This is a genomic window from Pseudofrankia sp. EUN1h, from assembly GCF_001854645.1.
Lineage (GTDB): Bacteria > Actinomycetota > Actinomycetes > Frankiales > Frankiaceae > Pseudofrankia > Pseudofrankia saprophytica.
Genome location: NZ_MBLN01000073.1, coordinates 140,672 through 159,425, shown reverse-complemented (window position 1 = coordinate 159,425; position 18,754 = coordinate 140,672). Strand labels below are relative to the sequence as shown.

16 protein-coding genes and 2 pseudogenes are annotated in these 18,754 nt (G+C 72.4%); 5 read left to right on the top strand and 13 right to left on the bottom strand.

The genetic code is table 11. The features are described 5' to 3' along the window. Together BCD49_RS45335 and BCD49_RS28945 are read right to left on the bottom strand one after the other, a co-directional pair. Positions 1 to 167 (bottom strand): annotated as a pseudogene (locus BCD49_RS45335) (serine/threonine protein phosphatase); the annotation flags it as partial. A gap of 189 nt (positions 168 to 356) precedes the next feature. Beyond that, positions 357 to 1,031, bottom strand: a complete 675-nt coding sequence (locus BCD49_RS28945; RefSeq protein WP_007512660.1) for a TetR/AcrR family transcriptional regulator — start codon at positions 1,029 to 1,031, stop codon at positions 357 to 359. Positions 1,032 to 1,287: 256 nt separating this feature from the next. Between BCD49_RS28945 and BCD49_RS28940 the strand changes: the two genes are divergently transcribed. After that, positions 1,288 to 2,478, top strand: coding sequence for a cytochrome P450 (locus BCD49_RS28940; RefSeq protein ID WP_071042115.1), 1,191 nt, complete (start codon positions 1,288 to 1,290; stop codon positions 2,476 to 2,478). A gap of 121 nt (positions 2,479 to 2,599) precedes the next feature. Here BCD49_RS28940 and BCD49_RS28935 read toward each other — a convergent pair whose 3' ends face one another. The 3 genes from BCD49_RS28935 to BCD49_RS28925 all read right to left on the bottom strand — a co-directional run bounded on the left by BCD49_RS28935 (position 2,600) and on the right by BCD49_RS28925 (position 6,504). Then, positions 2,600 to 3,187, bottom strand: coding sequence for a ClpP family protease (locus BCD49_RS28935; RefSeq protein ID WP_007512657.1), 588 nt, complete (start codon positions 3,185 to 3,187; stop codon positions 2,600 to 2,602). Further along, entirely contained in the window at positions 3,184 to 3,837 is a 654-nt protein-coding gene (locus tag BCD49_RS28930) for a ClpP family protease (protein ID WP_007512656.1), read from the bottom strand. The genes BCD49_RS28935 and BCD49_RS28930 overlap by 4 nt, the downstream gene beginning before the upstream one ends. Positions 3,838 to 3,948: 111 nt before the next feature. Continuing rightward, positions 3,949 to 6,504 (bottom strand): WD40 repeat domain-containing serine/threonine protein kinase, encoded by a 2,556-nt coding sequence (locus tag BCD49_RS28925; RefSeq protein ID WP_232793978.1) that lies wholly within the window; start codon positions 6,502 to 6,504, stop codon positions 3,949 to 3,951. Between BCD49_RS28925 and BCD49_RS28920 the strand changes: the two genes are divergently transcribed. Both BCD49_RS28920 and BCD49_RS28915 read left to right on the top strand, forming a co-directional pair. Next, entirely contained in the window at positions 6,494 to 6,865 is a 372-nt protein-coding gene (locus tag BCD49_RS28920; RefSeq protein WP_232793979.1) for a PPOX class F420-dependent oxidoreductase, read from the top strand. The genes BCD49_RS28925 and BCD49_RS28920 overlap by 11 nt on opposite strands. 159 nt (positions 6,866 to 7,024) lie before the next feature. Beyond that, on the top strand, positions 7,025 to 8,272 hold the full coding sequence (locus BCD49_RS28915; RefSeq protein ID WP_007512653.1) for an NAD(P)/FAD-dependent oxidoreductase: 1,248 nt from the start codon (positions 7,025 to 7,027) through the stop codon (positions 8,270 to 8,272). 45 nt (positions 8,273 to 8,317) lie between these two features. Here BCD49_RS28915 and sigJ read toward each other — a convergent pair whose 3' ends face one another. From sigJ to BCD49_RS28900, 3 genes are all read right to left on the bottom strand, one after another. After that, positions 8,318 to 9,259, bottom strand: a complete 942-nt coding sequence (gene sigJ, locus BCD49_RS28910; protein WP_007512652.1) for an RNA polymerase sigma factor SigJ — start codon at positions 9,257 to 9,259, stop codon at positions 8,318 to 8,320. 194 nt (positions 9,260 to 9,453) lie between these two features. Then, positions 9,454 to 10,290, bottom strand: a complete 837-nt coding sequence (locus BCD49_RS45330; protein ID WP_232793980.1) for a serine/threonine protein kinase — start codon at positions 10,288 to 10,290, stop codon at positions 9,454 to 9,456. A gap of 464 nt (positions 10,291 to 10,754) precedes the next feature. Next, complete coding sequence (locus BCD49_RS28900) at positions 10,755 to 11,456, bottom strand: SDR family oxidoreductase (RefSeq protein ID WP_007512650.1); 702 nt, start codon at positions 11,454 to 11,456, stop codon at positions 10,755 to 10,757. 244 nt (positions 11,457 to 11,700) lie between these two features. On the opposite strand from BCD49_RS28900, the gene BCD49_RS28895 reads away from it, so the two are divergent. After that, positions 11,701 to 12,255, top strand: a complete 555-nt coding sequence (locus BCD49_RS28895; protein ID WP_007512649.1) for a TetR/AcrR family transcriptional regulator — start codon at positions 11,701 to 11,703, stop codon at positions 12,253 to 12,255. 72 nt (positions 12,256 to 12,327) lie between these two features. On the opposite strand, the pseudogene BCD49_RS28890 reads toward BCD49_RS28895, so the two are convergent. Beyond that, positions 12,328 to 13,277 (bottom strand): annotated as a pseudogene (locus BCD49_RS28890) (TIGR03557 family F420-dependent LLM class oxidoreductase). A 162-nt stretch (positions 13,278 to 13,439) separates the two neighbouring features. Here BCD49_RS28890 and BCD49_RS28885 point away from each other — a divergent pair. Then, positions 13,440 to 14,060 carry a hemerythrin domain-containing protein gene (locus BCD49_RS28885; RefSeq protein ID WP_007512647.1) on the top strand — a complete coding sequence of 207 codons (621 nt, stop codon included), beginning with the start codon at positions 13,440 to 13,442 and terminating at the stop codon, positions 14,058 to 14,060. Positions 14,061 to 14,191: 131 nt separating this feature from the next. Here the strand turns inward: BCD49_RS28885 and BCD49_RS28880 are convergent, their stop codons facing one another. The 4 genes from BCD49_RS28880 to BCD49_RS28865 form a co-directional block, all read right to left on the bottom strand. Then, positions 14,192 to 15,166 carry an SIS domain-containing protein gene (locus BCD49_RS28880; protein ID WP_071042114.1) on the bottom strand — a complete coding sequence of 325 codons (975 nt, stop codon included), beginning with the start codon at positions 15,164 to 15,166 and terminating at the stop codon, positions 14,192 to 14,194. Next, on the bottom strand, positions 15,163 to 16,278 hold the full coding sequence (locus BCD49_RS28875; RefSeq protein ID WP_007512643.1) for a phosphotransferase: 1,116 nt from the start codon (positions 16,276 to 16,278) through the stop codon (positions 15,163 to 15,165). Before BCD49_RS28875 ends, BCD49_RS28880 begins: the two co-directional genes overlap by 4 nt. Continuing rightward, entirely contained in the window at positions 16,271 to 17,572 is a 1,302-nt protein-coding gene (locus BCD49_RS28870; RefSeq protein WP_007512641.1) for a nucleotide disphospho-sugar-binding domain-containing protein, read from the bottom strand. The genes BCD49_RS28875 and BCD49_RS28870 overlap by 8 nt, the downstream gene beginning before the upstream one ends. Before the next feature lie 302 nt (positions 17,573 to 17,874). Then, entirely contained in the window at positions 17,875 to 18,717 is an 843-nt protein-coding gene (locus tag BCD49_RS28865; protein ID WP_035924541.1) for an Fpg/Nei family DNA glycosylase, read from the bottom strand. Positions 18,718 to 18,754: the final 37 nt, after the last annotated feature.

The following is an 18,754-nucleotide window of genomic DNA, read 5'->3' as shown; positions in this document are numbered from 1 at the left end:
TCGGCGATGCTGCTGGCCCGTAGCAGCTGGACCGGGGCCGACGTCTCGTCGAGGAGCTCCTCGACGAGGAAGGCGTCACCGTCGTCATCCTCGACGAGCAGGACCGGCCAACTGGTCTCGTCTGGCTCGGCCGCGGCCTGTACCGGCAGCTCTGCCACGCTCTGCATGGCGGTTCGGGGATCCTTTCGGTCTCGGTGTTCCATCCGGATCTGTCCGGATACCGGAACGATCGGAGCTTTCGACCCAGTATTCCTACCGGCCCGGGCTGGTAGGCCAGCATGGCACGCGGCGGAGCTGGTGTGTTCGTGCCTTCGCAGAAGGGTACGTCCCTCGGCCGGTCCACCGGGCACGGACGATCACGAGTCGGTGTCGGGCCGCCGTGGGCTGTGTCCTTCTCGTACCGCGGTGGTTATGAGGCCGATGACCCAGGTGGCGGCGCGGGTCGCCTCGTCGGGATCAAGATTCCAGGTCGTGATCATACGTTCGAACGTCGACACGCTCCAGTAGGCGTCCAGTGCCGCGGCGGCCATCTCGCGCTCGCTGTCGGTCCAGTCGGCCGCCGCCTGGGTCAGCGCGGCCCGGAGCGCGTCGCGGCGGCGCTGGTCGAGCGCGGCGAACGTCGGGTCGTCGAGGGTCGGCCGGTCGATGGGAAACGTCGCCAGGTAGGTGAAGGTCTGCGCGATGGTCTGACCGAAGTTGTCGAGGCGGAGGTGCTCCAGCTCGACCCCGGCCTCCGTCTCGAGCCGGCGTAGGACGGTGTCGCGAAGGTTCCGCTCGGTCGCGAAATGCCGGTAGACCGTGCTTTCGTTCACGCCGGCCCGCTGGGCCACGGCTCGGATCGTGAGGCTTCGCCAGTCCCAGTTCGGCAGGTCGTGGACGATGTCGGTGGCCGCGGTGACGATCCGTTCCCGGGTCGCCGCGGCCTGCCTGGACCGTTGCGAGTTCTCGTAGGAGTGGGGCCGCGGCGAGTGGCCGCCGACGTCTCCAGGCCCGCCGGAGGCCTGACCGCCGCCGGAGCCGCCGACCACCACCGGATCTCCCGTCTGCGCACGTCGTGTGGCTCGAACCTAGTCGCCGCGCCACGGCGACCACCACGTCGACCCTGCCTCACCTCGCCACGCCGGCATCCGGCATTTCACCCGTAGCCCATCCCGTACCCCACCTCGCACCCCGCCTCGCCGTGGCGGCCGCCCTGGCCATCTCGTGCAAGACTTCTTGCACGAGATGGCTTACGCTGTGCCCGTCGTTGGCTGACAACCACCGGTTCAACCCTGTCTGGAGGCCGCTGTGACGGCTACGGAGCTCCCCGCGCGTCCGATGGACCCGACCCGCGACGACCGCAAGTCGGCAGCACTGGCGGCGCAGCGGGTGCACGCCGACGCCGGGGCGCGGGTCGTCGGCGACTTTCAGTTAGGCCGCGCGATCCTGCGCAGCGCGCGGATGCGCCAGGCGGGCGCGAGCTCCGACCAGATGAACCCGGATGACGAGTTCTGCCCGGTCTTCTTCCTCGACGGCGACACCCATCGCAGCCGGCGGACGGCGATCGCCCGCTTCTTCACCCCGAAGGCCATCAGCTCCCGCCACCGCCTGGTCATGGAGCGCACCACCGACGAGCTGCTCGCCCAGCTGCGGGCCGACGGAAGAGGGCGGCTCGACGAGCTCAGCTACAAGCTGGCCGTCGCCGTGGCCGCGGAGATCGTCGGCCTGACGGACAGCGACCAGGCCGGGATGGCCAAACGCATCCAGGCCACCTTGCTCGGCACCCGGCTGCGCGGCATGCACCCCGCCATCCGCTTCGGCGCCAAGGCGGTGACCGCCGTGCACGCGATGCGGTTCTTCGGCCGCGACGTGCGTCCCGCGATCAGGTCCCGCCGCGAGGAACGGCGCGAGGACGTCATCTCGCATCTGATCGACGAGGGCTATCCGGACAAGGCGATCCTCATCGAGTGCATGACCTACGCCGTCGCCGGCATGGTCACCACCCGTGAGTTCATCGTGATGGCCGCCTGGCACCTGTTCGACGACGACGCCCTGCGGGCCCGCTTCACCGCCGGCGACGAGGCCGACCAGATCGTGATCCTCGAGGAGATCCTCCGCCTCGAGCCCGTGGCCGCCATGCTGYACCGGCGCGCCACCGAGGACGCCGACCTCGGGCAGGACACCGTCCGGGCGGGAGACCTGCTCGCGGTCAACATCCGGGCCGCCAACGTCGACGAGGCGACCGTGGGCGCCTGCCCGCACGCGCTCGACCCCGACCGGGCCAGCCGGCAGAGGGGGGTCGGCTCCTACATGAGCTTCGGCGACGGCAGCCACCGGTGCCCCGGTGCCCAGGTCGCGATCGCCGAGACCCGGGTGTTCCTGGACGCGCTCCTGCGCCTGCCCGACGTCCGCCTCGAACGCACCCCGGACATGACCTGGTGCGACGGCCTCATGAGCTACGAACTGCGCGGCGCCGTCGTCACCTGCTCGCGGGCCTGACCGGCGGGACCCGCGTCGGCCGCGTCGGCCGGGCCGGCCGACGCGGCCGGGCCTGACGGGTGCGGGCCCGGCCGCGTCGGGACGTGGGGCCCGGCCCGCGGTCGTCTCGGGGTTCTGAGGCCTACCGTTGCTCGATCACCTGGTCGATGAGGCCGTACTCCTTGGCCGCGGTCGCGGTGAAGACCCGGTCGTGGTCCGTGTCGGCGCGCAGCGTCGCGGTGCTCTGCCCGGTGTGCCGGGCGAGGATGTGCTCGATGTCGGCCCGGACGCGGACGACCTCGTCGGCCTGGAGGATGAGGTCGGGGATCGCGCCGCGGCCCTGCGCCGCCGGTTGGTGCAGGATGACGCGCGCGTGCGGGAGCGCGGCGCGTTTGCCCTCGGCGCCCGCGGCCAGCAGGACGGCGCCGACCGCGACGGCCTGTCCCACGCAGGTCGTCGCCACCTTGGGCCGGATGAAGCGCAGGGTGTCGTAGATGCCGAGCATCGCGCTCGGGTCGCCGCCCTCGCAGTTGATGTAGAGCTGGATGTCCCGGTCGGGGGCGTCCGCCTCCAGGTAGAGCAGCTGCGCGACCAGCGCGTTCGCGACGCCGGAGTCGATGGCCGTCCCGAGGTAGATGATCCGCTCGGTGAGCAGGTGCGAGTAGACGTCCATGATCCGATCGCCGCGCGGGCTCTGCGCGATGACGTTCGGGATCGTGTAGGTGCTCATCGGGCGGCCCGGTCGGCGGCCCGGTCGGTGGTCCGGTCGGCGGACAGGCCGATCCCGAAGGGCCGGCGGCCGCGCGGCGCGACCTCGTCGAAGGCCTGCACGATCGCGTCGACGAAGCCGTAGTCGAGGGCCTCCTGGGCGGTGTACCAGCGGTCGTGCAGCGAGTCCTCGAAGATCCGGTCGATGTCCTGGCCGGTGTCCTCGGCGATGAGCCGAAGCACCGTGTCCCGGGTATGGCGCAGGTCGTTCGCCTGCAGCTCGATGTCGACCGCCGTGCCGGCGATCCCGGCCGAGCCCTGGTGCATCAGCACGCGGGCGTGCGGCATGGCGCGCCGCTTTCCCCTGGCGCCGGACGACAGCAGGAACTGGCCGGCGCTGTAGGCGATGCCGAGCGCCAGGGTGGACACGTCGCAGGGGATGAGCCGCATGACGTCGCGGATGGCCAGCATCGACGGCACCGACCCGCCGGGGGAGTGGATCCACAGCGCGATGTCGGCCGCGGCGTCCTCGGTCGCCAGCGCGATCAGCTGCGTGGCCAGCAGGGTGCCGTTGTCATCATCCAACGGCCCATCGAGCACGAGGACGCGTTGCGCGTAGAGGTCCTGTCGCATCCGGTCGTTAAACAGCGGGGGCTTCGCTTCACCACTCATGTCTCAACTCTGCGAGATCGTCGCGCCGATCAGCCCGCGGTCTGCCCGCGGCAGATTTGCTGACGGCAGACGACCCGTCGAGGCGCACGGCCAAGGTCCCGCGTTGAGCGCTCAGCGCAGACGCCACAGGCGGACGGTGGCGTCGTCCCCGGCGGTGGCCAGGATCGTCCCGTCCGGAGAGATGGCCACCGCCAGGACGTTGCCGGTGCCCGCCCGGATTGGCGCGCCCAGGGGCTTCGGGTCCCGGGCGTCCGTGACATCCCAGAGCCGGAGGTTGCCGTCCGGGCCGACCGTGGCGAGCACCGAGCCGTCTGGCGTGAAGGCGATGGACTTCACCTCCGAGTAGGCCCCTCGATCCGGGGCGTCGGACACCTGGTGCAGCAGGGGACGGCCGACTCGAAAGGGTCTGTCACGGTCGGTCACGTCCCAGAGGTACACGTTGCCTTCGAGGCCCCCGGTGGCGAGAAGAGACCCGTCGGGCGAGAAGACGACCGGAAGGGATCCGAGGTGTACCGCCGTCAGGGGCTTTCCCAGTTCCCTCGGCTGACTCCGGTCGGTGATATCCCACAGGTATACCAGCCTGGCGCCTCCGCCACCGGTCGCGAGTGTTTTCCCGTCTGGGGAGAAGGCGACCGAAAGAATGTTCGTCTGGATGGCCAGGTCTGGTCCTAGCTGTTTCGGTTCTGCTGGGTCCATGACGTTCCAGAGACTCGATCCTCCGTTGGTGTTTCCCTTGCCGCGTCCGCTGGCGAGCAGGGTGCCATCGGGGCTGAAGGCCAGAGAGATTGTCTGCTGGTCGCCGCTCGTTATCGGTGTTCCCAGGAACGCGGGACGGGCGGGATCGGTGACGTTCCAGAAGTGAACGCCGCGGTCGCGATAGTAAGAGTAGCCGTCGGGGTCGGGGTTGGGTTCGATGGTCGCGGTCGTGGCGGCAAGAGTCTTTCCGTCGGGCGACAGTGCCATGGATACAGAAGAGTCCGTGCTGTTCGTCAGGGGCCCACTGAGAAGCCGTGGCTTTCTCGGGTCGCCGATGTCCCAGATCCGGATGGCGCCGCCCGTGCTCGCGGTCGCGAGTTTCTTGCTGTCGGGAAAGAAAGCCACCGACCACACGAAGCCGGTGTGGCCGGTCAGGGGTCCTCCGAGCGGCTGCGGAGGCGTGACCGTAAGAATGCTGGCGGTTGTCTTCTTCTCGGGACCGTCCTTGCCGAGTGAATAGGTCACCACGACGGTGGTCGCGGCGGCAAGCGCCAGGGCGACAGCCGTGGCGATCCATCCGCGGGCCGTCAGCCCGCGTCGGCGGCCCCGGGTCGGGACGGTTGGCGCCGGGGCGGGTACCGGCGTCCGTGCGTCGCCGTTCGCGAGGCGGGTGAGTGCCGTGGCCGTCGGCGTGGAGTCGTCCACGTCGACAGCGCGCGTCGCCCCGAGCTCGTCGCGCGGCGGGCCCGGGCGCCTGTCGGTCGACGCGGAGTGGCGGGCGTCGCCACCTGCCGGAACGTTCCGTGGCTCCGTGGGCCCTGCCTCGACGAGAGCGAGGAGCAGGTCGCGGGCGGAGGGACGCTCGGCCGGGTCCTTGGCCATCGCGCGGGTGACCATCGGACGCAGCGACCCAGGGAGCGCGGTCAGATCCGGCGCGGCGGTGGCGACCCGCTGGAGGAGCACCGGGATCGACCCGTCCCCGAAAGGGCTGCGCCCGGTCGCGGCGAACAACACGACCGCGCCCCAGGCGTGGACGTCGGCCGGCTCCGCCACAGGCTCGCCCAGGGCCTGCTCGGGTGCCATGAACGCTGGCGTGCCTATCACGGACTGTGTGAACGCCGTCGTTGCGTCGAGCGCCCGGGCGATACCGAAGTCGATGACTCGGGCTCCGCTGGACGAAAGAATGATGTTGCCCGGCTTGAGGTCCCGGTGAACGACGCCCGCCGCATGGATCGCGGTCAGCGCGTTGGCGACGGCGACGGCGAGACGTTCAATGGCGGCCGGCCGCAGCGGGCCACGCTCCCGGACCGCCGCCGACAGCGTCGGTCCATCGACGTATTCGGTGACCAGGTAGGGACGGCGGCCGTCCGCGTTGACGTCGATCACCTCGGCGGTGCAGAACCGGGCGACCCGTTGAGCCGCGCGCGCCTCCCGCTCGAAACGAGCCCGGAACTCGTCGATGCGCGCCAGGTCCGCTCGGATCACCTTGATGGCGACCAGGGACTGCTCGCCAGACCAGTCGGTGCCGGACGGGTCAGCCGCGAGACGGCCGAGATAGACGCTGCCCATGCCGCCGTCGCCCAGTCKGCCGAGCAGAACGTACGGGCCGAGTGTGGTCGGGTCGTCCTCGTCCAGCGGCGACAGCCCAGGCACCGCAACCACGCCTTGCCTCCCCCGACTGACGATCCCCGACACGTCGCAACCCCCCAATGACCTGCGACGGATTCGGGGCGTCAGGACCGTACCGCAGTTGGAAGTTCCCCCACGGAAACTGTCCGGGGTAGCCCAGAGACCGGATCGCGGGGCACCGCGACCGGCGCGGTCGGCGCGGTCGGCGCGGTCGGCGAGTGGACGCAACGTGTCGACTGGATGCGCGCGCGGAGTTCTACACTCTGCGGGCATGGCGCTCAGTGACGAAAAGTACGTGGCGGTCACGACCTTTCGCAGGAACGGCTCCGGCGTGCCCACCACGACCTGGATCGTGCCGCTGGAGGATGGCCGKGTCGGCTTCTGGACGTCGTCCGCGTCTGGCAAGTACAAGCGGCTGCGCAACAGCCCAAGGGTGACCGTCCAGCCGTCGGACGCCCGTGGCCGCGTCAAGGCCGGTTCGCCCCTCGCGGCGGGGACGGCCCAGATAGCGGCGGCCGGTGCCGAATTCGACGAGATCCAGCGCAAGGTGCGGGCGAAGTACGGCGTCATGGTGGGGATCTCGAAGTTCTTCAACACGCTTGGCCACCTCGGCAAGGGGCCCTTCCCCTACGGCGACGTCGCGATCGCCATCACCCTTGGCGACGCGGAGCCCGGGGCGGGGATCACGTCCGGCGAGGCGTAGCCGTCAGAGGCGAGCCGTCAACGCGGCGACGGCCGAACCGCGGCCTGACGGTCGCCGTGACGGGGGTCACTGCCAGTCCGTTTCACGGCTCGGCGGTTCGTCTCGTCCTCGGGGTGAGTGGCGCCCGACAGGGGTGCCAACCACCACGAAGGACTCTCCATGTCTCAGTCACACGAGATGTCCCAGTCACCTGAGAACCGCACCGTGGGCGGCGAGCCGGGCGGAACCCGCATCCTGGTGCTGGGCGGCGGCTACGCCGGCGTGCTGGCCGCTGTGCGGGTGGCCCGGCGGACTCGACGCCGTGGCGGCCGGGTAACCCTGGTGAACCCGTCCGACCGGTTCGTAGAGCGGCTACGGCTGCACCAGTTGTCCACCGGCCAACAGCTCGCCGACCACCGGCTGCCGGATCTGCTCGCCGGTTCGGGCGTCGCGTTCGTCCAGGGCGTGGCCGTCGGGCTGGACCGGACCGCGCGCACCGTGGACGTCGACACCGAGGACGGCCGCCGGCAGCTTGGTTACGACATCCTCGTGTACGCGCTGGGAAGCGTCACCGACACCGGCGCCGTGCCGGGCGCGGCCGACCACGCCTACACACTGGCGGGCCCGGCGGCGGCCCGGCTGGCGGACCGGCTCACCGAGGTCGACGCGGCGGCCGGCCGGGTCGCCGTGGTCGGCGCCGGCCTCACCGGGGTCGAGGCGGCCACCGAGATCGCCGAGACGTTCCCCGGCCTGCGCGTCACCCTGCTCAGCAGAGACGAGCCCGGCCCGATGATGGGCGACGCCGCGCGGGCGTACCTGAACCGGGGGCTCGACCGGCTCGGCGTCGAGGTGCGTTCCGGAGTGGACGTCACGAAGGTCCTGCCCACGGGGATCGAGGTCGCTGGTGACCTGGAACCGGTGCCGGCGGACGCCGTGGTGTGGACCGTCGGCGTCCGGGCGCTGCCGCTGGCCGAGCAGGCCGGCCTCGCGGTCGACGGCCAGGGCAGGATCCTCGTCGACGAGACGCTGCGGTCCGAGTCGGATCCGGCGATCTACGCCGTCGGCGACGCGGCCGCGGTGCGCCAGCCCTGGGGAATGATCCACGGCACCTGCCAGAGCGGGATGCCGACGGGCGCGCGCGCCGCCGACAACATTGGGCGCCGGCTGCGGGGCCGCCGGCCGAAGCCGTTCCGGTTCGGCTACATCCACCAGCCGGTGAGCCTGGGCCGCCGGGACGCGGTCATCCAGTTCACCCACGCCGACGACAGCCCTGGCCGCTGGTACCTCAAGGGCCGCGCGGCCGTTCGGTACAAGGAGCTGGTCAGCGGCAGCCCGCCCGCGCTCTTCCGGCTCTCCCGCTGGCTCAACGTGCCGGTGCTGATGCTGGCGCCGGGCGGCGCCCCGCTGCGCCGCCGCCGCGCTCGATGAGGTCGGTCGATGAGGGCGGTCGGTGAGCAGCGCCGGTGGCGGTCGTCACCCCTGCCGCAGCCCGGTCAGCTTCTCCGGATTGCTGACCAGATGGATGGTCTTCACCAGACCATCCACGAGGTGCAGGGCGATGGCCGCCACCGGCGTCTGCCCGGACCGGACCACGATGCCGGGGCCGCCGTTGAGCGTCACGAGCTCGACGCTCGGCTCGGGCGGCATCCGGCCGGCGAAGGTGGCCAGCGCCCGAGCCACCAGCTCCAGGCCATGGATCGCCTTGCGCGGCGCCGGCGCGAGCCCGCCACCGTCGCTGACCAGCTCGACGTCGGGCGCCAGCACGGCCATGAGCGCCTGGAGGTCACCGCCGGTGGCCGCGTCCAGGAACCGCTCGGTCACGACCGTTCGGGTGGCTCGGTCGGCGTCGTAGCGGGTATGCCGAGCCTCGACGTGTTCGCGGGCGTGCCGCGCGGTCTGGCGGGCCGTCGCCTCGGTTCGGCCGACGATCTCGGCGATCTCGCCGTACGGGTAGCCGAACGCCTCCCGCAGGACGAAGACCGCCCGCTCGATCGGTGACAGCGCCTCCAACACGAGCAGCAGCGCGGTCGACACCGAGTCAGCCAGCGCGACGTCCTCGGCAACGTCCGGGCTGGTGAGCATCGGTTCGGGCAGCCACGGGCCGACGTAGGACTCGTGGCGTGCCTGGGCGCTGCGCAGCCTGTCGATCGCCAGCCGGGTCGCGATCCGCACCAGGTAGGCCTCGGGGTCCGCGACCTTCGCGACGTCGGTCATGCTCCACCGCAGCCAGGCGTCCTGCACCACGTCCTCGGCGTCGCCGGTCCGGCCGAGCACCCGGTACGCGACGGCAAGCAGACGGCCCCGGTGCCGCTCGAACAACCGGACCGGGTCCGGCCCCTCCGGCCCCTCCGGCCCCTCCGGCGACTCGGGCCCGGAGGTCTCGGCGGAGTCCGCGACGCCGGCGCTGTCGGCCATTCAGCCTCCTCGCCCGCTCGTCCTCCGGCTGGCCTCTCCAGTCTGCTTGAGCCGGTCTCGACAGACCAGGTTCCGTGCCCACGCTGACGAGATGYGGGAAGAGAACCGGGCGGCAGCTCGCCGCCATGGTGGGCGAACGGATCCCCATGATCGGGACGCGGGATCTCGGGCCGACCTGGCGGCCGGCGCTCGGGTCAGCCGCAGTGGGACCAGTCGCTGCTCCAGGAGACGCTGCCGAGGCTGCCGCCCCACTTCACGCAGATCGCCTTCGCGGACACCTTGGTCGGACCGGCGTAGTACTGGTAGGAACCCGAGTCGGTCACCTTCGACGAACCGTTCTGTGCCTGCACCCAGGCCGCCATCGACTGGGCCGCGCCGACGCCGGCGCCGGACTTCAGCGTGACCACGCAGTTGGTGCCACCGTTGTACATCAACACGATCTTCGCCGTCGTGGAGCCGCTGGTCAGGGTGTGGCTGTCGATCTCGGAGTAGCCGGAGCCGCACACTTGGGCGGCGGTGTAAGGGTTCTTCTTCGCGGTGCTGGATCCGGAGGCGGCCGGCGCGGTGGTGCGGGCCGCGGTGGTGCCGGCGCTGGAGCCGGTCGAGCCGGAACCGGTTCCGGTGCTCGTGCCCGACGTGGCTCCGGACGAGCCAGCACCCGAGCCTGACCCTGAACCCGACCCGGGTTTCGTGCCGACATCCGCGCTCGTACCTCCGGCTCCGGAGACCCCGCCTGTACCGGCGTCACCACCGGCGACGGGGTCCGCCGCCCCGATGCCCTGCCCGGCGGGCCCCCGCTCGCCCGCCCCCTGGGCGGCCCCGTCGTCGGCCGAGCGCGCGCGGTCGTCCGACTTCCCGGATTTCGGTATCGAGGACCCGTCGGGGCCGGTTGCCGCGCCGTCCTTGCCGCGACCGGGCTGGCCGCCGCCGGCCGGGCCGGCCTGTGCCTCGCGGCCCGAGCCCCAGGGCGCCCACGCCAGCACCGAGATCCCAACGATCAGCACCACCACGCAGGCGGCGCCGGCGAGCACGTTGCGGCGCAGGTTCCTGCCAGGCGCGCGGCGCCTCGACCTCGCGGGCCCCGTCGGCCCTGCCGTCTCCGCCGGCCGTACCGTCTCTGGCGGTCGTATCGGTTCGGGCGGGACAATCGACGCCGGCAGTGGCCCGGTCGGCGCGTCGTGAATCGGGTCCAGAACGCCGGCCGCTCCAGTGCCCGGATCCGTCACCGCCATTGCCACAGAAGCGGCTGGTCCCGTCACACCCGGATCTGCTGGGGCTGGCGCGGCGCCACCTGGGATGTCCGTCTCATCGCCTCCGCTCCGCGAGTGGGTGGAGGTGCGGGCTACCCGCGCCAAGGCTCAGCGCGCGGCCGGTCGACCACCACTTTTCCCACCTTATCTTCCGGTTACGGTCGATATACGACCATCCGGAGCTGGCACTCTCGCTCTTGGAGATCGGCCTACTACCGAAAGCCATGGACTCCGGGTGGGGATGTCTAGGCGGCCAGCTCTGGGTAGAGGGCGGCCAGGTCGCCGGCGAGGGCGGCCTTGACCTGGCGGGTGGTGTCGTCCGCGAGGACCTCGAACGCGCCCGCCTCGACGCCGTCGAGGGCCAGGTCGGCGACCTCGCGCGGGTCGGCCTTCGAGGCGGTGACGGCGGCCGCCATGTCGGTGTCGATGTATCCGACGTGCAGGCTGGTCACGCCGACACCGCGCGGGTGCAGCTCGAGGCGCAGCGAGTTCGTCAGCGACCACAGCGCCGCCTTGGACGCCGCGTACGAGCCGCCGAGCGCGAACCAGGACAGGACCGAGGCGACGTTGAGGATGTGGCCGCCCCCGTTCGCCTCGATGGCGGGCGCGAACGCCTGGGTCATCCGCAGCGGCCCGTAGAAGTTGGTCTCGAACTCCCGCCGGATGGCGTCGACGTCACCGTCGAAGAAGGGCGCGGCCACGTAGCCGGCCGCGTTGTTGATCAGGATCGTCACGTCGCCCGCGGCCTCGGCGACGGCCGCCACCGCCGCCGGGTCGGTGACCTCGAGTGCCAGCGGGACGGCACCGGGGTGGGTGACATCGCGGGGGTTTCGGGCGGTGGCGTAGATCTTCTTCGCGCCGCGGGCATAGGCGGCGTCGACGAACGCCCGCCCGAGCCCGCGGCTGCCCCCGGTGACCAGCACGACGGCACCCTCGATAGCGGTCATGGCCCGCTCCCTCGCCTCGATGGAAACCGATCGGTTTCCGACTCCTCGGTCACCGTAAACCGATCGGTTTCCATCGGCAAGCCCGACGTTCTACCCTGGGGTGGTGAGCAGCACCACGTCCTCCGAGCCTCGTCCGCCCGCCGTGGGGGCCGCGCCACCCGCGCCACCCGCGCCACCCGCGACGGCCGCGTCGCAACCGGCCCCCCTGGCGCAACCGTCGCAACCGTCGCGACCGGCGTCACTGGTGCCAGCGACCCGGGAGCGGCTACTGGACGCGGCGGCGGAGCTGTTCTACCGGGAGGGCGTGGGGGTGGGCGTCGAGGTGCTGTGCCGGGCGGCCGGCGTCTCCAAGCGGTCGATGTACCAGCTCTTCGACAGCAAGGACGCGATGATCGCCGCGAGTCTCGACCGGTGGGCGCGGACGCTGCGAGCGCAGATGTTCCCGGTCGCCGATGACGCCCACCCACCGCGGGAACGGATCCTGGGAGTCTTCGCGTGGCTCGAGGCCGCCAGCGCCGATCCCGACTTCCGCGGCTGCCCGCTCGTCGGTACCGCGGTCGAGGTCAAGAACCCCGAGCACCCGGCCGCCACCGTCGCCCGCCGGCACAARCAGGCGCTCACGGACTTCTTCGCGGCCGAGGCGCGTCGCGCGGGCGCTCCTGATCCGGTGCTCCTGGCCGAGCGGCTCACCATGATCTACGACGGTGCCAGCGCCCGCGCCGTGGTCCGGGCACAGCCCATCGGCGACCTCGCGGTCACGACCGCGGCGCTCCTGCTCGAGAACGCCGGCATCCACTGACCGGCATCCAGCACGAGGAGGGAGGAGCGGAGGGAGGAGGGCAGGCGTCCTTGGAGGACGGGGCGGGTGTCCTCAGCGGAGCAGCGGCATGACCTCCTCGGCCAGGAAGCGGATCCCGCCCTCCTGGTCGGGCCCTATCTGCGAGATGTAGACCTCGTCGAACCCGGCCTCGATGTACGGGCGATCACCTCCGCCGCGCGCTTGGGGTCCGGTCCGCAGGCGACGGCCTGCGCGGTCTCCTCGGGGCTCGTGCGTGAGCCGAGCGCCTCGTATCCMTTCCACGTCGGCACGTCCTGCGAGAGCTGGCCGCCGCTGCCCTCGTGACCCCACAGCCGGTGGGCGGTGTCGGCGGCCTTCTCCTCCGTCGGCGCCCAGCAGATCTTCAGCCCGGCCTGGGTGCCGCCCGTCCCACCGTCGCGGCGGTAGGTCTTCAGTCCATCCGTGTCCGGCCGGGTGGTGATCCAACCGTCGCCCACCTGGGCGGCCAGCCGGGTGGCCTTCGGCCCGAACCCGCTGATGTAGATCGGCGGTGGCTCGTCCGGCCGGCTCCAGACCTTCGCGTCGTGGACGGTGAAGTGCCGGCCCTGATGGGTCACGGTCTGGCCGGTCCACAGTTGGCGGATGAGCTCCAGCGCCTCCTGGAGACGCTCGTGGCGGACGCTGACCGGCGGCCAGGCCTCGCCCAGGATGTGTTCGTTGAGGGCCTCGCCCGACCCGACGCCGAAGGTGAACCGGCCGGGGGCGAGCGAGGCGACGGTGGCTGTCGCCTGAGCCAGGATCGCCGGGTGGATCCGGAACGTCGGGCAGGTCACGGCGGTCGTCAGGCGCAGGTTCGTCGTGGCGGCGAGCGCGCCGAGCACCGTCCAGACGAACGGGCTCTCACCCTGGCTCGACTGCCACGGGTGGTAGTGGTCCGAGACCCACACCCGGTCGAAGCCCGCCTGCTCGGCGGCCTGCCCCACCTGCACGGTCCGGGGCGCGCTCAACTCCTCGCTCGACAGGAAGTAGCCCAACTCTGTCACGGGCGCCGCGTACCCGTCGTCGAGGACACAACACCCGTCAGTCACCGGTCGGGCCGAACGGTCCCGGCTCGTCCGATTGCCGGCGGGGAGGCGGGGCAGGCCAGCGGGGGACAGGTGCGGCCCGCTGCCAGCGGGCCCGTCGACCCGACGGAGGTGACGAACATGGCTGCTGCGGCCGCGGAGCGCGAGCGTCAGGAAGCCGCCCGGCTCCCGGAGGGCGACGTGGTGCGCACGCTCCTCGAACAGCACGCCAGGATCCGGGACCTGTTCGTCGACGTGCGGAACGCGCGCGACGAGCACCGGCGCCAGGCCTTCGACGAACTGCGGGCGCTGCTCGCGGTACATGAGACGGCCGAGGAGCTGGTGTTTCGTCCCATCAGCAGGCGGGTCCTCGGCGAGCCGGTCGCGGACGCCCGCGACAAGGAGGAGGTCGAGGCCACGCGCATCCTGCGCGACCTGGAGAAGACGGACATCTTCTCCAAGGGGTTCGACGAGCGTCTGGGCAGGCTCGAACGTGCCGTCAGCGAGCACGCCGAGCGCGAGGAGGTCGAGGAGTTCCCGGCCGTGCGCGCGGGATGCGACGCCGCGAAGCTGCACGCGATGGGCAACACCCTGCGCGCCGTGGAGCGCTTCGCCCCGACCCACCCGCACCCTGGCACCGCCGGTTCGACGCTGCGGCAGTGGACCGTCGGCCCGTTCGCCTCGGTCGTCGACCGGGTGAAGGACACCATCCAGAAGGCGGGCCACTCCGGTCACGGCGGGGCGAGCGGCGCACCGGTCTGACGCGTGGTCGGCCGGCACGTCCGTAGCGTCGCCGGCACGTCGGTAGCGTCGCCGTCGTGGCGGAGACGGAGCTGGCGCGACTGCTCGCGTCGGCGGTCTCGGGCCGGCCCGGTCTCAGGGGTGGCTTGGTCTCAGAGCCGCCGACGCCAGGCCTCGGCGGCGACGAGCTCGGCGACGAGGGTCTCGGTGAGCAGGCGGACGTCGTCGATGTCGTCGTGGCGGTAACGCAGGGTGTACGCGGCACCGGCGGTGTCGGCGCCGACGGCCACCACGGTGCTGGCGCGTTCGGCCGTCCAGCGCAGCAGCTCCGGCTCCCAGCGGGATCCGGCGAGCAGCAGCAGGCGGTAGTCGGTGGTCTTCGTGAGGTAGACGTCGACGTGGCTCCAGTCGCCGGTCTCGCAGCCGACCGCGGGCAGGCGCGGCCCCTCGCGCAGCATGAGCGCCGACTGCTGCGCGGACGAGAGCCGGCGCGCCGGCGCCACGACGTGCGTGCCGTCCGGACCGAGCAGCAGCTCGCTCACCCGGGGCAGCCAGGCGTCGCGGCGGGCGAGCAGGTCCTCGGTGGCCTCGGCCGCGCGGGTGACGGTCGCCGGGTCGAGCCCGGCACCGGGCAGGCTCAGCAGGACGGCCAGGGTGTGCTGGAAGGAGCGGCAGGCGACGCCGCCGCGCTCGTCGCCCGCGAGCATCGGCACCGTGACGTCGCACAGCGACGCGAGCTCGCCGTCGGCCCGGTTGGTCAGCGCCACGAAGGTCGCCGGCGTTTCCTGAGTGCGGGCGCCCTGGGATCGGGCGAACTGAGCCCGGCTGGTCCGGACCGCGTCGAGCGTCTCCGCCGAGCCGCCCGACGCCGAGACGGCCACCACCAGCGCGCCCGGCGGAACCCGCGGGAGCAGGTCGGTGCTCGCCAGCTCGGYGACCGCCGGGCGGCCCCCGGCCCGCAGCCGCGCGGCCGCGACCCCGTTCGCGTAGTGCGAGGAGCCCATCCCGAACAGCAGGATCGGCCGGTCCGTATCTGTCGCGGCCCAGGAACCGGTGACCGCAGCGGCGAGCGCGCGCAGCCGGGCTGGCTTGTCCTCGAGATCGGCGAGGAAGAGGTCGGCGTTCACGCCGCCTCGCCCCGGCCGAAGCGGCGCCGCAGCGCGCCCTCGGGCACGTACCGCCAGTGCGGCAGGTGGGACTCGGCGTACGCGAGCTCGCGGCACAGCTGCTGGGCGCCGTAGGCCGCCAGCAGCGACTCGTCGAGCAGCTCGCCGCGGCCGGCCGCCCCGAGCCCGGCGCGGTACGCGTCGAGGAACTCGGCCTGGACGGTGGCGGTCCACGCGGCCGCGGCGTCGTCGCGCACCTCGGGAGCGTAGCGGCGGACCACGTGCCCGACGTTCTCCAGCGACATCAGCATGCCCGCGACGTCGAGCGCGGCCGGCTGCCGGGCGGTCCGTTGCGACGGGGTCAGGGTGGGGTTGCCGTCGAAGTCGATGACGAACAGCCCTGCACCCGCCGGCCCGCGCAGCAGCTGGCCGACGTGGAAGTCGCCGTGGACGGCGACGAGCGGCGTCCCGGCCGCGTCGCCGAGCGGGGCCAGTGCCTCGGCCATCGCCGCGCGGTGGGTGTCCAGCAGCGGCGAGCTCACGCGGGCCAGCAGTCGCAGGGCGTCGGCAAGCGTGTCGGCCGCCGCCGTCGCCGAGGCGCGTTCGGCGGGGGAGTCGGCCAGCACCAGATGCATCGCCGCCGTGAGGCCGCCGAGCTCGGCCGCGAACGGGCGGGTCGGTTGGTCGGTGACGCCGAGGGCGGCGCGGGCCTCCTCGACGCACCAGGTCCAGCCGTCCTGCGCGCCGGGCACGACGTCGACGGCGGTCGCGACCGGCACCCAGTGGCCCTCGGGCGTGCGCCACTCGAGGAGGCCCCACAGTGCCGGCATCCGGTCGAAGCCGGCGGCGGCGAGCCGGCGCAGCCGGTCGGGATGGGGGCCGACCAGCGGTTCGGTCGTCCACTTGACCACCGCGGCCTCGCCGACCACCCAGGACTCGTTGGTCTGGTCGACCGCGATCCGCCGCTCACCCGCCGCGACGGGTCCGCGCACGCCCCGGGTCAGCCGGAATCCGTCCGGCGGATCGGCGGGCGCGGCCAACAGCTCCAGCAGCGCGACTCCCGCGCCGGGGCCGGCTGGCCTCGACCGCCAGACCCCGTCCACCTCCTCGACGAGGACTGGGAGATCAGGCACGGGCGTGGGCGAGCCCGACCCGCTCGATGAGGTCGGCGCCCTTGCGCAGGCCGTCCCGCCCCCGGATCGCCTCGCCGGCCGCGGCCGCCCGCGCGCGCAGCTCGGTGTCGGCGAACAGCTTCTCGACCGCGGCCAGCAGCTCGCCGTCGGCGAATCCGTAGGTCGACAGGCGGAGGCCGTAGCCCCGCTCGTGGACGCGCTGGGCGTTGTCGTACTGGTCCCAGAACAGCGGCAGCAGGATCATCGGCTTGCCGAAGTGCATGCACTCGGTCGTCGTGTTGTTGCCGCCGTGCGTGATGACCAGGTCGACCTGGGGGATGATCTTCGTCTGGGGCAGCATCGCCGCGCCCACCATGTTCGGCGCGAGCGTAAGCTCCTCGGCCCGCGGTCCCAGGCTGACGATCACCTTGTGCCGGGTCGTGCCCAGCACGTCGATGAGCCGCTGCATCAGGCCGGTGTCGGCGCTGCCGAGCGAGCCCAGCGAGAGGTAGACGAGCGCCGCGTCGGCGTCGCGGGCGGCGAACCCGGCCGGCAGCTCGTACTGGTCGTCGGTCTCCCGGACGCTGGAGTCCAGCCGGTGCCAGGTCTCGTCGAGCGGCCGGGCATCCGTGTAGTCGAGCTCCTCCGGGTACACGTACAGGTTCGCGTGCGCCGAGGTGTGGATGAAGTCGCCGGGGGGCAGCGGGGCAGCGCCCTGGGCCCGCACCCACGCGTCGAAGTCGGCCCGCATTTCCCGGTGCGTCCGGTCGAACTCGGCGAGGTACTCCGCCCACCCCGACCGGTCGTTCTCGGGATATCCCGAGAAGAGCGGCGCCACGCCCGGGCCGCGGACCTCGAGCGGGTTGCAGGAGACGACGCGGACGAACGCGCCGGCCGCGGTGGTCAACGCCGGGAAGGCGACGACGTTGTCCTCGACCAGCACGTCCGGCCGGTGCTCGGCGATGATCGCCGCCAGCTGTGCCTTGCAGTACCTGGCCCCGTCGATGAGCGCCTGGTAGGTGGGCTGGATGAAGGTGGCCAGCTGCTCGATCGTCGGCCGGCGGAACTCGGGCGCGGTCTCGTTGATGAAGTCGATCCAGAACTGCCCGGCCGCGGCGTCCGTCGCGTCCGGGTCCGGCGGCGCGAGGTCGACGAGCGCCTCGACGAACCCGAACGGCGCGAGCCGGCCCTCCCAGGACCGCTCGGCGGCGAACACGACCGTGTGCCCGCGCTCCAGCAGCACCTTTCCCAGCCCGACGCACTGGTTGGTCGGCCCGTACGCCGACTCGGGCATGAACAACACCGTGAGGGTCACCGTGGCTCCCACCGCGATCTGAGCCGGCCAGGGCCGGCCCGCGCCTGTCAACCGGGGCGACGACGCTGTCGCGAGGTATCCGGACAACCCAACCACGCCATCCCATCCAGACCGTGCCAGGGCCGCCCACAAGGCCGTGACCACGCCGGCCTGGCAATCAAACGGCCTGGTGACCAACACGCACAGATCAGCCACAGAAGCGACGGCGCCTCTAGCGCAGTGCCAACCCGGTCACGTCCTTGACCCAGCACCGCGCCAGCCACCGCTATACGCCTGTATCCGGCACCACGCTGGGAGGACGCTTAGCGTCCGATGGCAAGCGGCGCGTTCAGCGCCCGCGGCCGCTGGCAGGTGGGGCACCAGAAGAGGTTGCGGGCGGCGAGCCGCGCGGTCATGACCTCGGTGGAGCAGACGAGGCAGGGCTGGCCGACGCGGCGGTAGACGTAGACCTCGCCGCCGTGGTCGTCGACGCGGGGCGGCCGGCCCATCGCCTCGGGGGTGTGCTCGGGGCGCACCGTGTCGATCTGGCCGGTCCGGACGCCGTCGGCCATGAGCGCGACCAGGTCGGCCCAGATGGCGTCCCACTCGTCGTGGGCCAGTTCCCTGCCGGGCAGCCACGGGTCGACGCGGGCCCGGAAGAGCACCTCGGCCCGGTAGATGTTGCCCGGCCCGGCGACCACGGTCTGGTCCATGAGCAGGACGGCCATCGACGTGCGGCTGCCGCTGATCCTGCGCCAGGCGGTCTCCGGGTCGGCGTCGGCGCGCAGCGGGTCGGGCCCGAGCCGGTCGTGCAGCGCCTTCACGCCGCCCGGCTCCAGCAGCTCGCACGCGTTCGGGCCGCGCAGGTCGGCGTAGCCAGCGGTGGAGGCGAGCCGCAGCCGGACGGCTCCGGTCGGTACCGGGGCCGGCGGCGGGCCGACGGCGTACTTGCCGTAGATGCCCAGGTGCACGTGCAGGACCTGGTCGTCGTCGAACCGCAGCAACAGGTGCTTGCCGTGCGCCTCGGCGTCGTCGAGGACCCGCCCGTCGACCCGGCCGGCCCCGTCGGCGAACCGCCCCTGCGGGCTCGTCGCCGCGACCGGCCGGCCGCGGAACATGTCCCGGTGGACCGCGGCGAGCCTGTGGGTGGTGTGACCTTCCGGCATGGCCGGCCGAGCATACCGATCCGCTGGCGAACCGGCC

Excerpts from the sequence above, each read along its gene's own strand:
- BCD49_RS28935 (WP_007512657.1), bottom strand. The coding sequence starts at position 3,187 with ATGAGCACCTACACGATCCCGAACGTCATCGCGCAGAGCCCGCGCGGC.
- BCD49_RS28930 (WP_007512656.1), bottom strand. The coding sequence starts at position 3,837 with ATGAGTGGTGAAGCGAAGCCCCCGCTGTTTAACGACCGGATGCGACAG.
- BCD49_RS28915 (WP_007512653.1), top strand. The coding sequence starts at position 7,025 with ATGTCTCAGTCACACGAGATGTCCCAGTCACCTGAGAACCGCACCGTG.
- sigJ (WP_007512652.1), bottom strand. The coding sequence starts at position 9,259 with ATGGCCGACAGCGCCGGCGTCGCGGACTCCGCCGAGACCTCCGGGCCC.
- BCD49_RS28900 (WP_007512650.1), bottom strand. The coding sequence starts at position 11,456 with ATGACCGCTATCGAGGGTGCCGTCGTGCTGGTCACCGGGGGCAGCCGC.
- BCD49_RS28885 (WP_007512647.1), top strand. The coding sequence starts at position 13,440 with ATGGCTGCTGCGGCCGCGGAGCGCGAGCGTCAGGAAGCCGCCCGGCTC.
- BCD49_RS28865 (WP_035924541.1), bottom strand. The coding sequence starts at position 18,717 with ATGCCGGAAGGTCACACCACCCACAGGCTCGCCGCGGTCCACCGGGAC.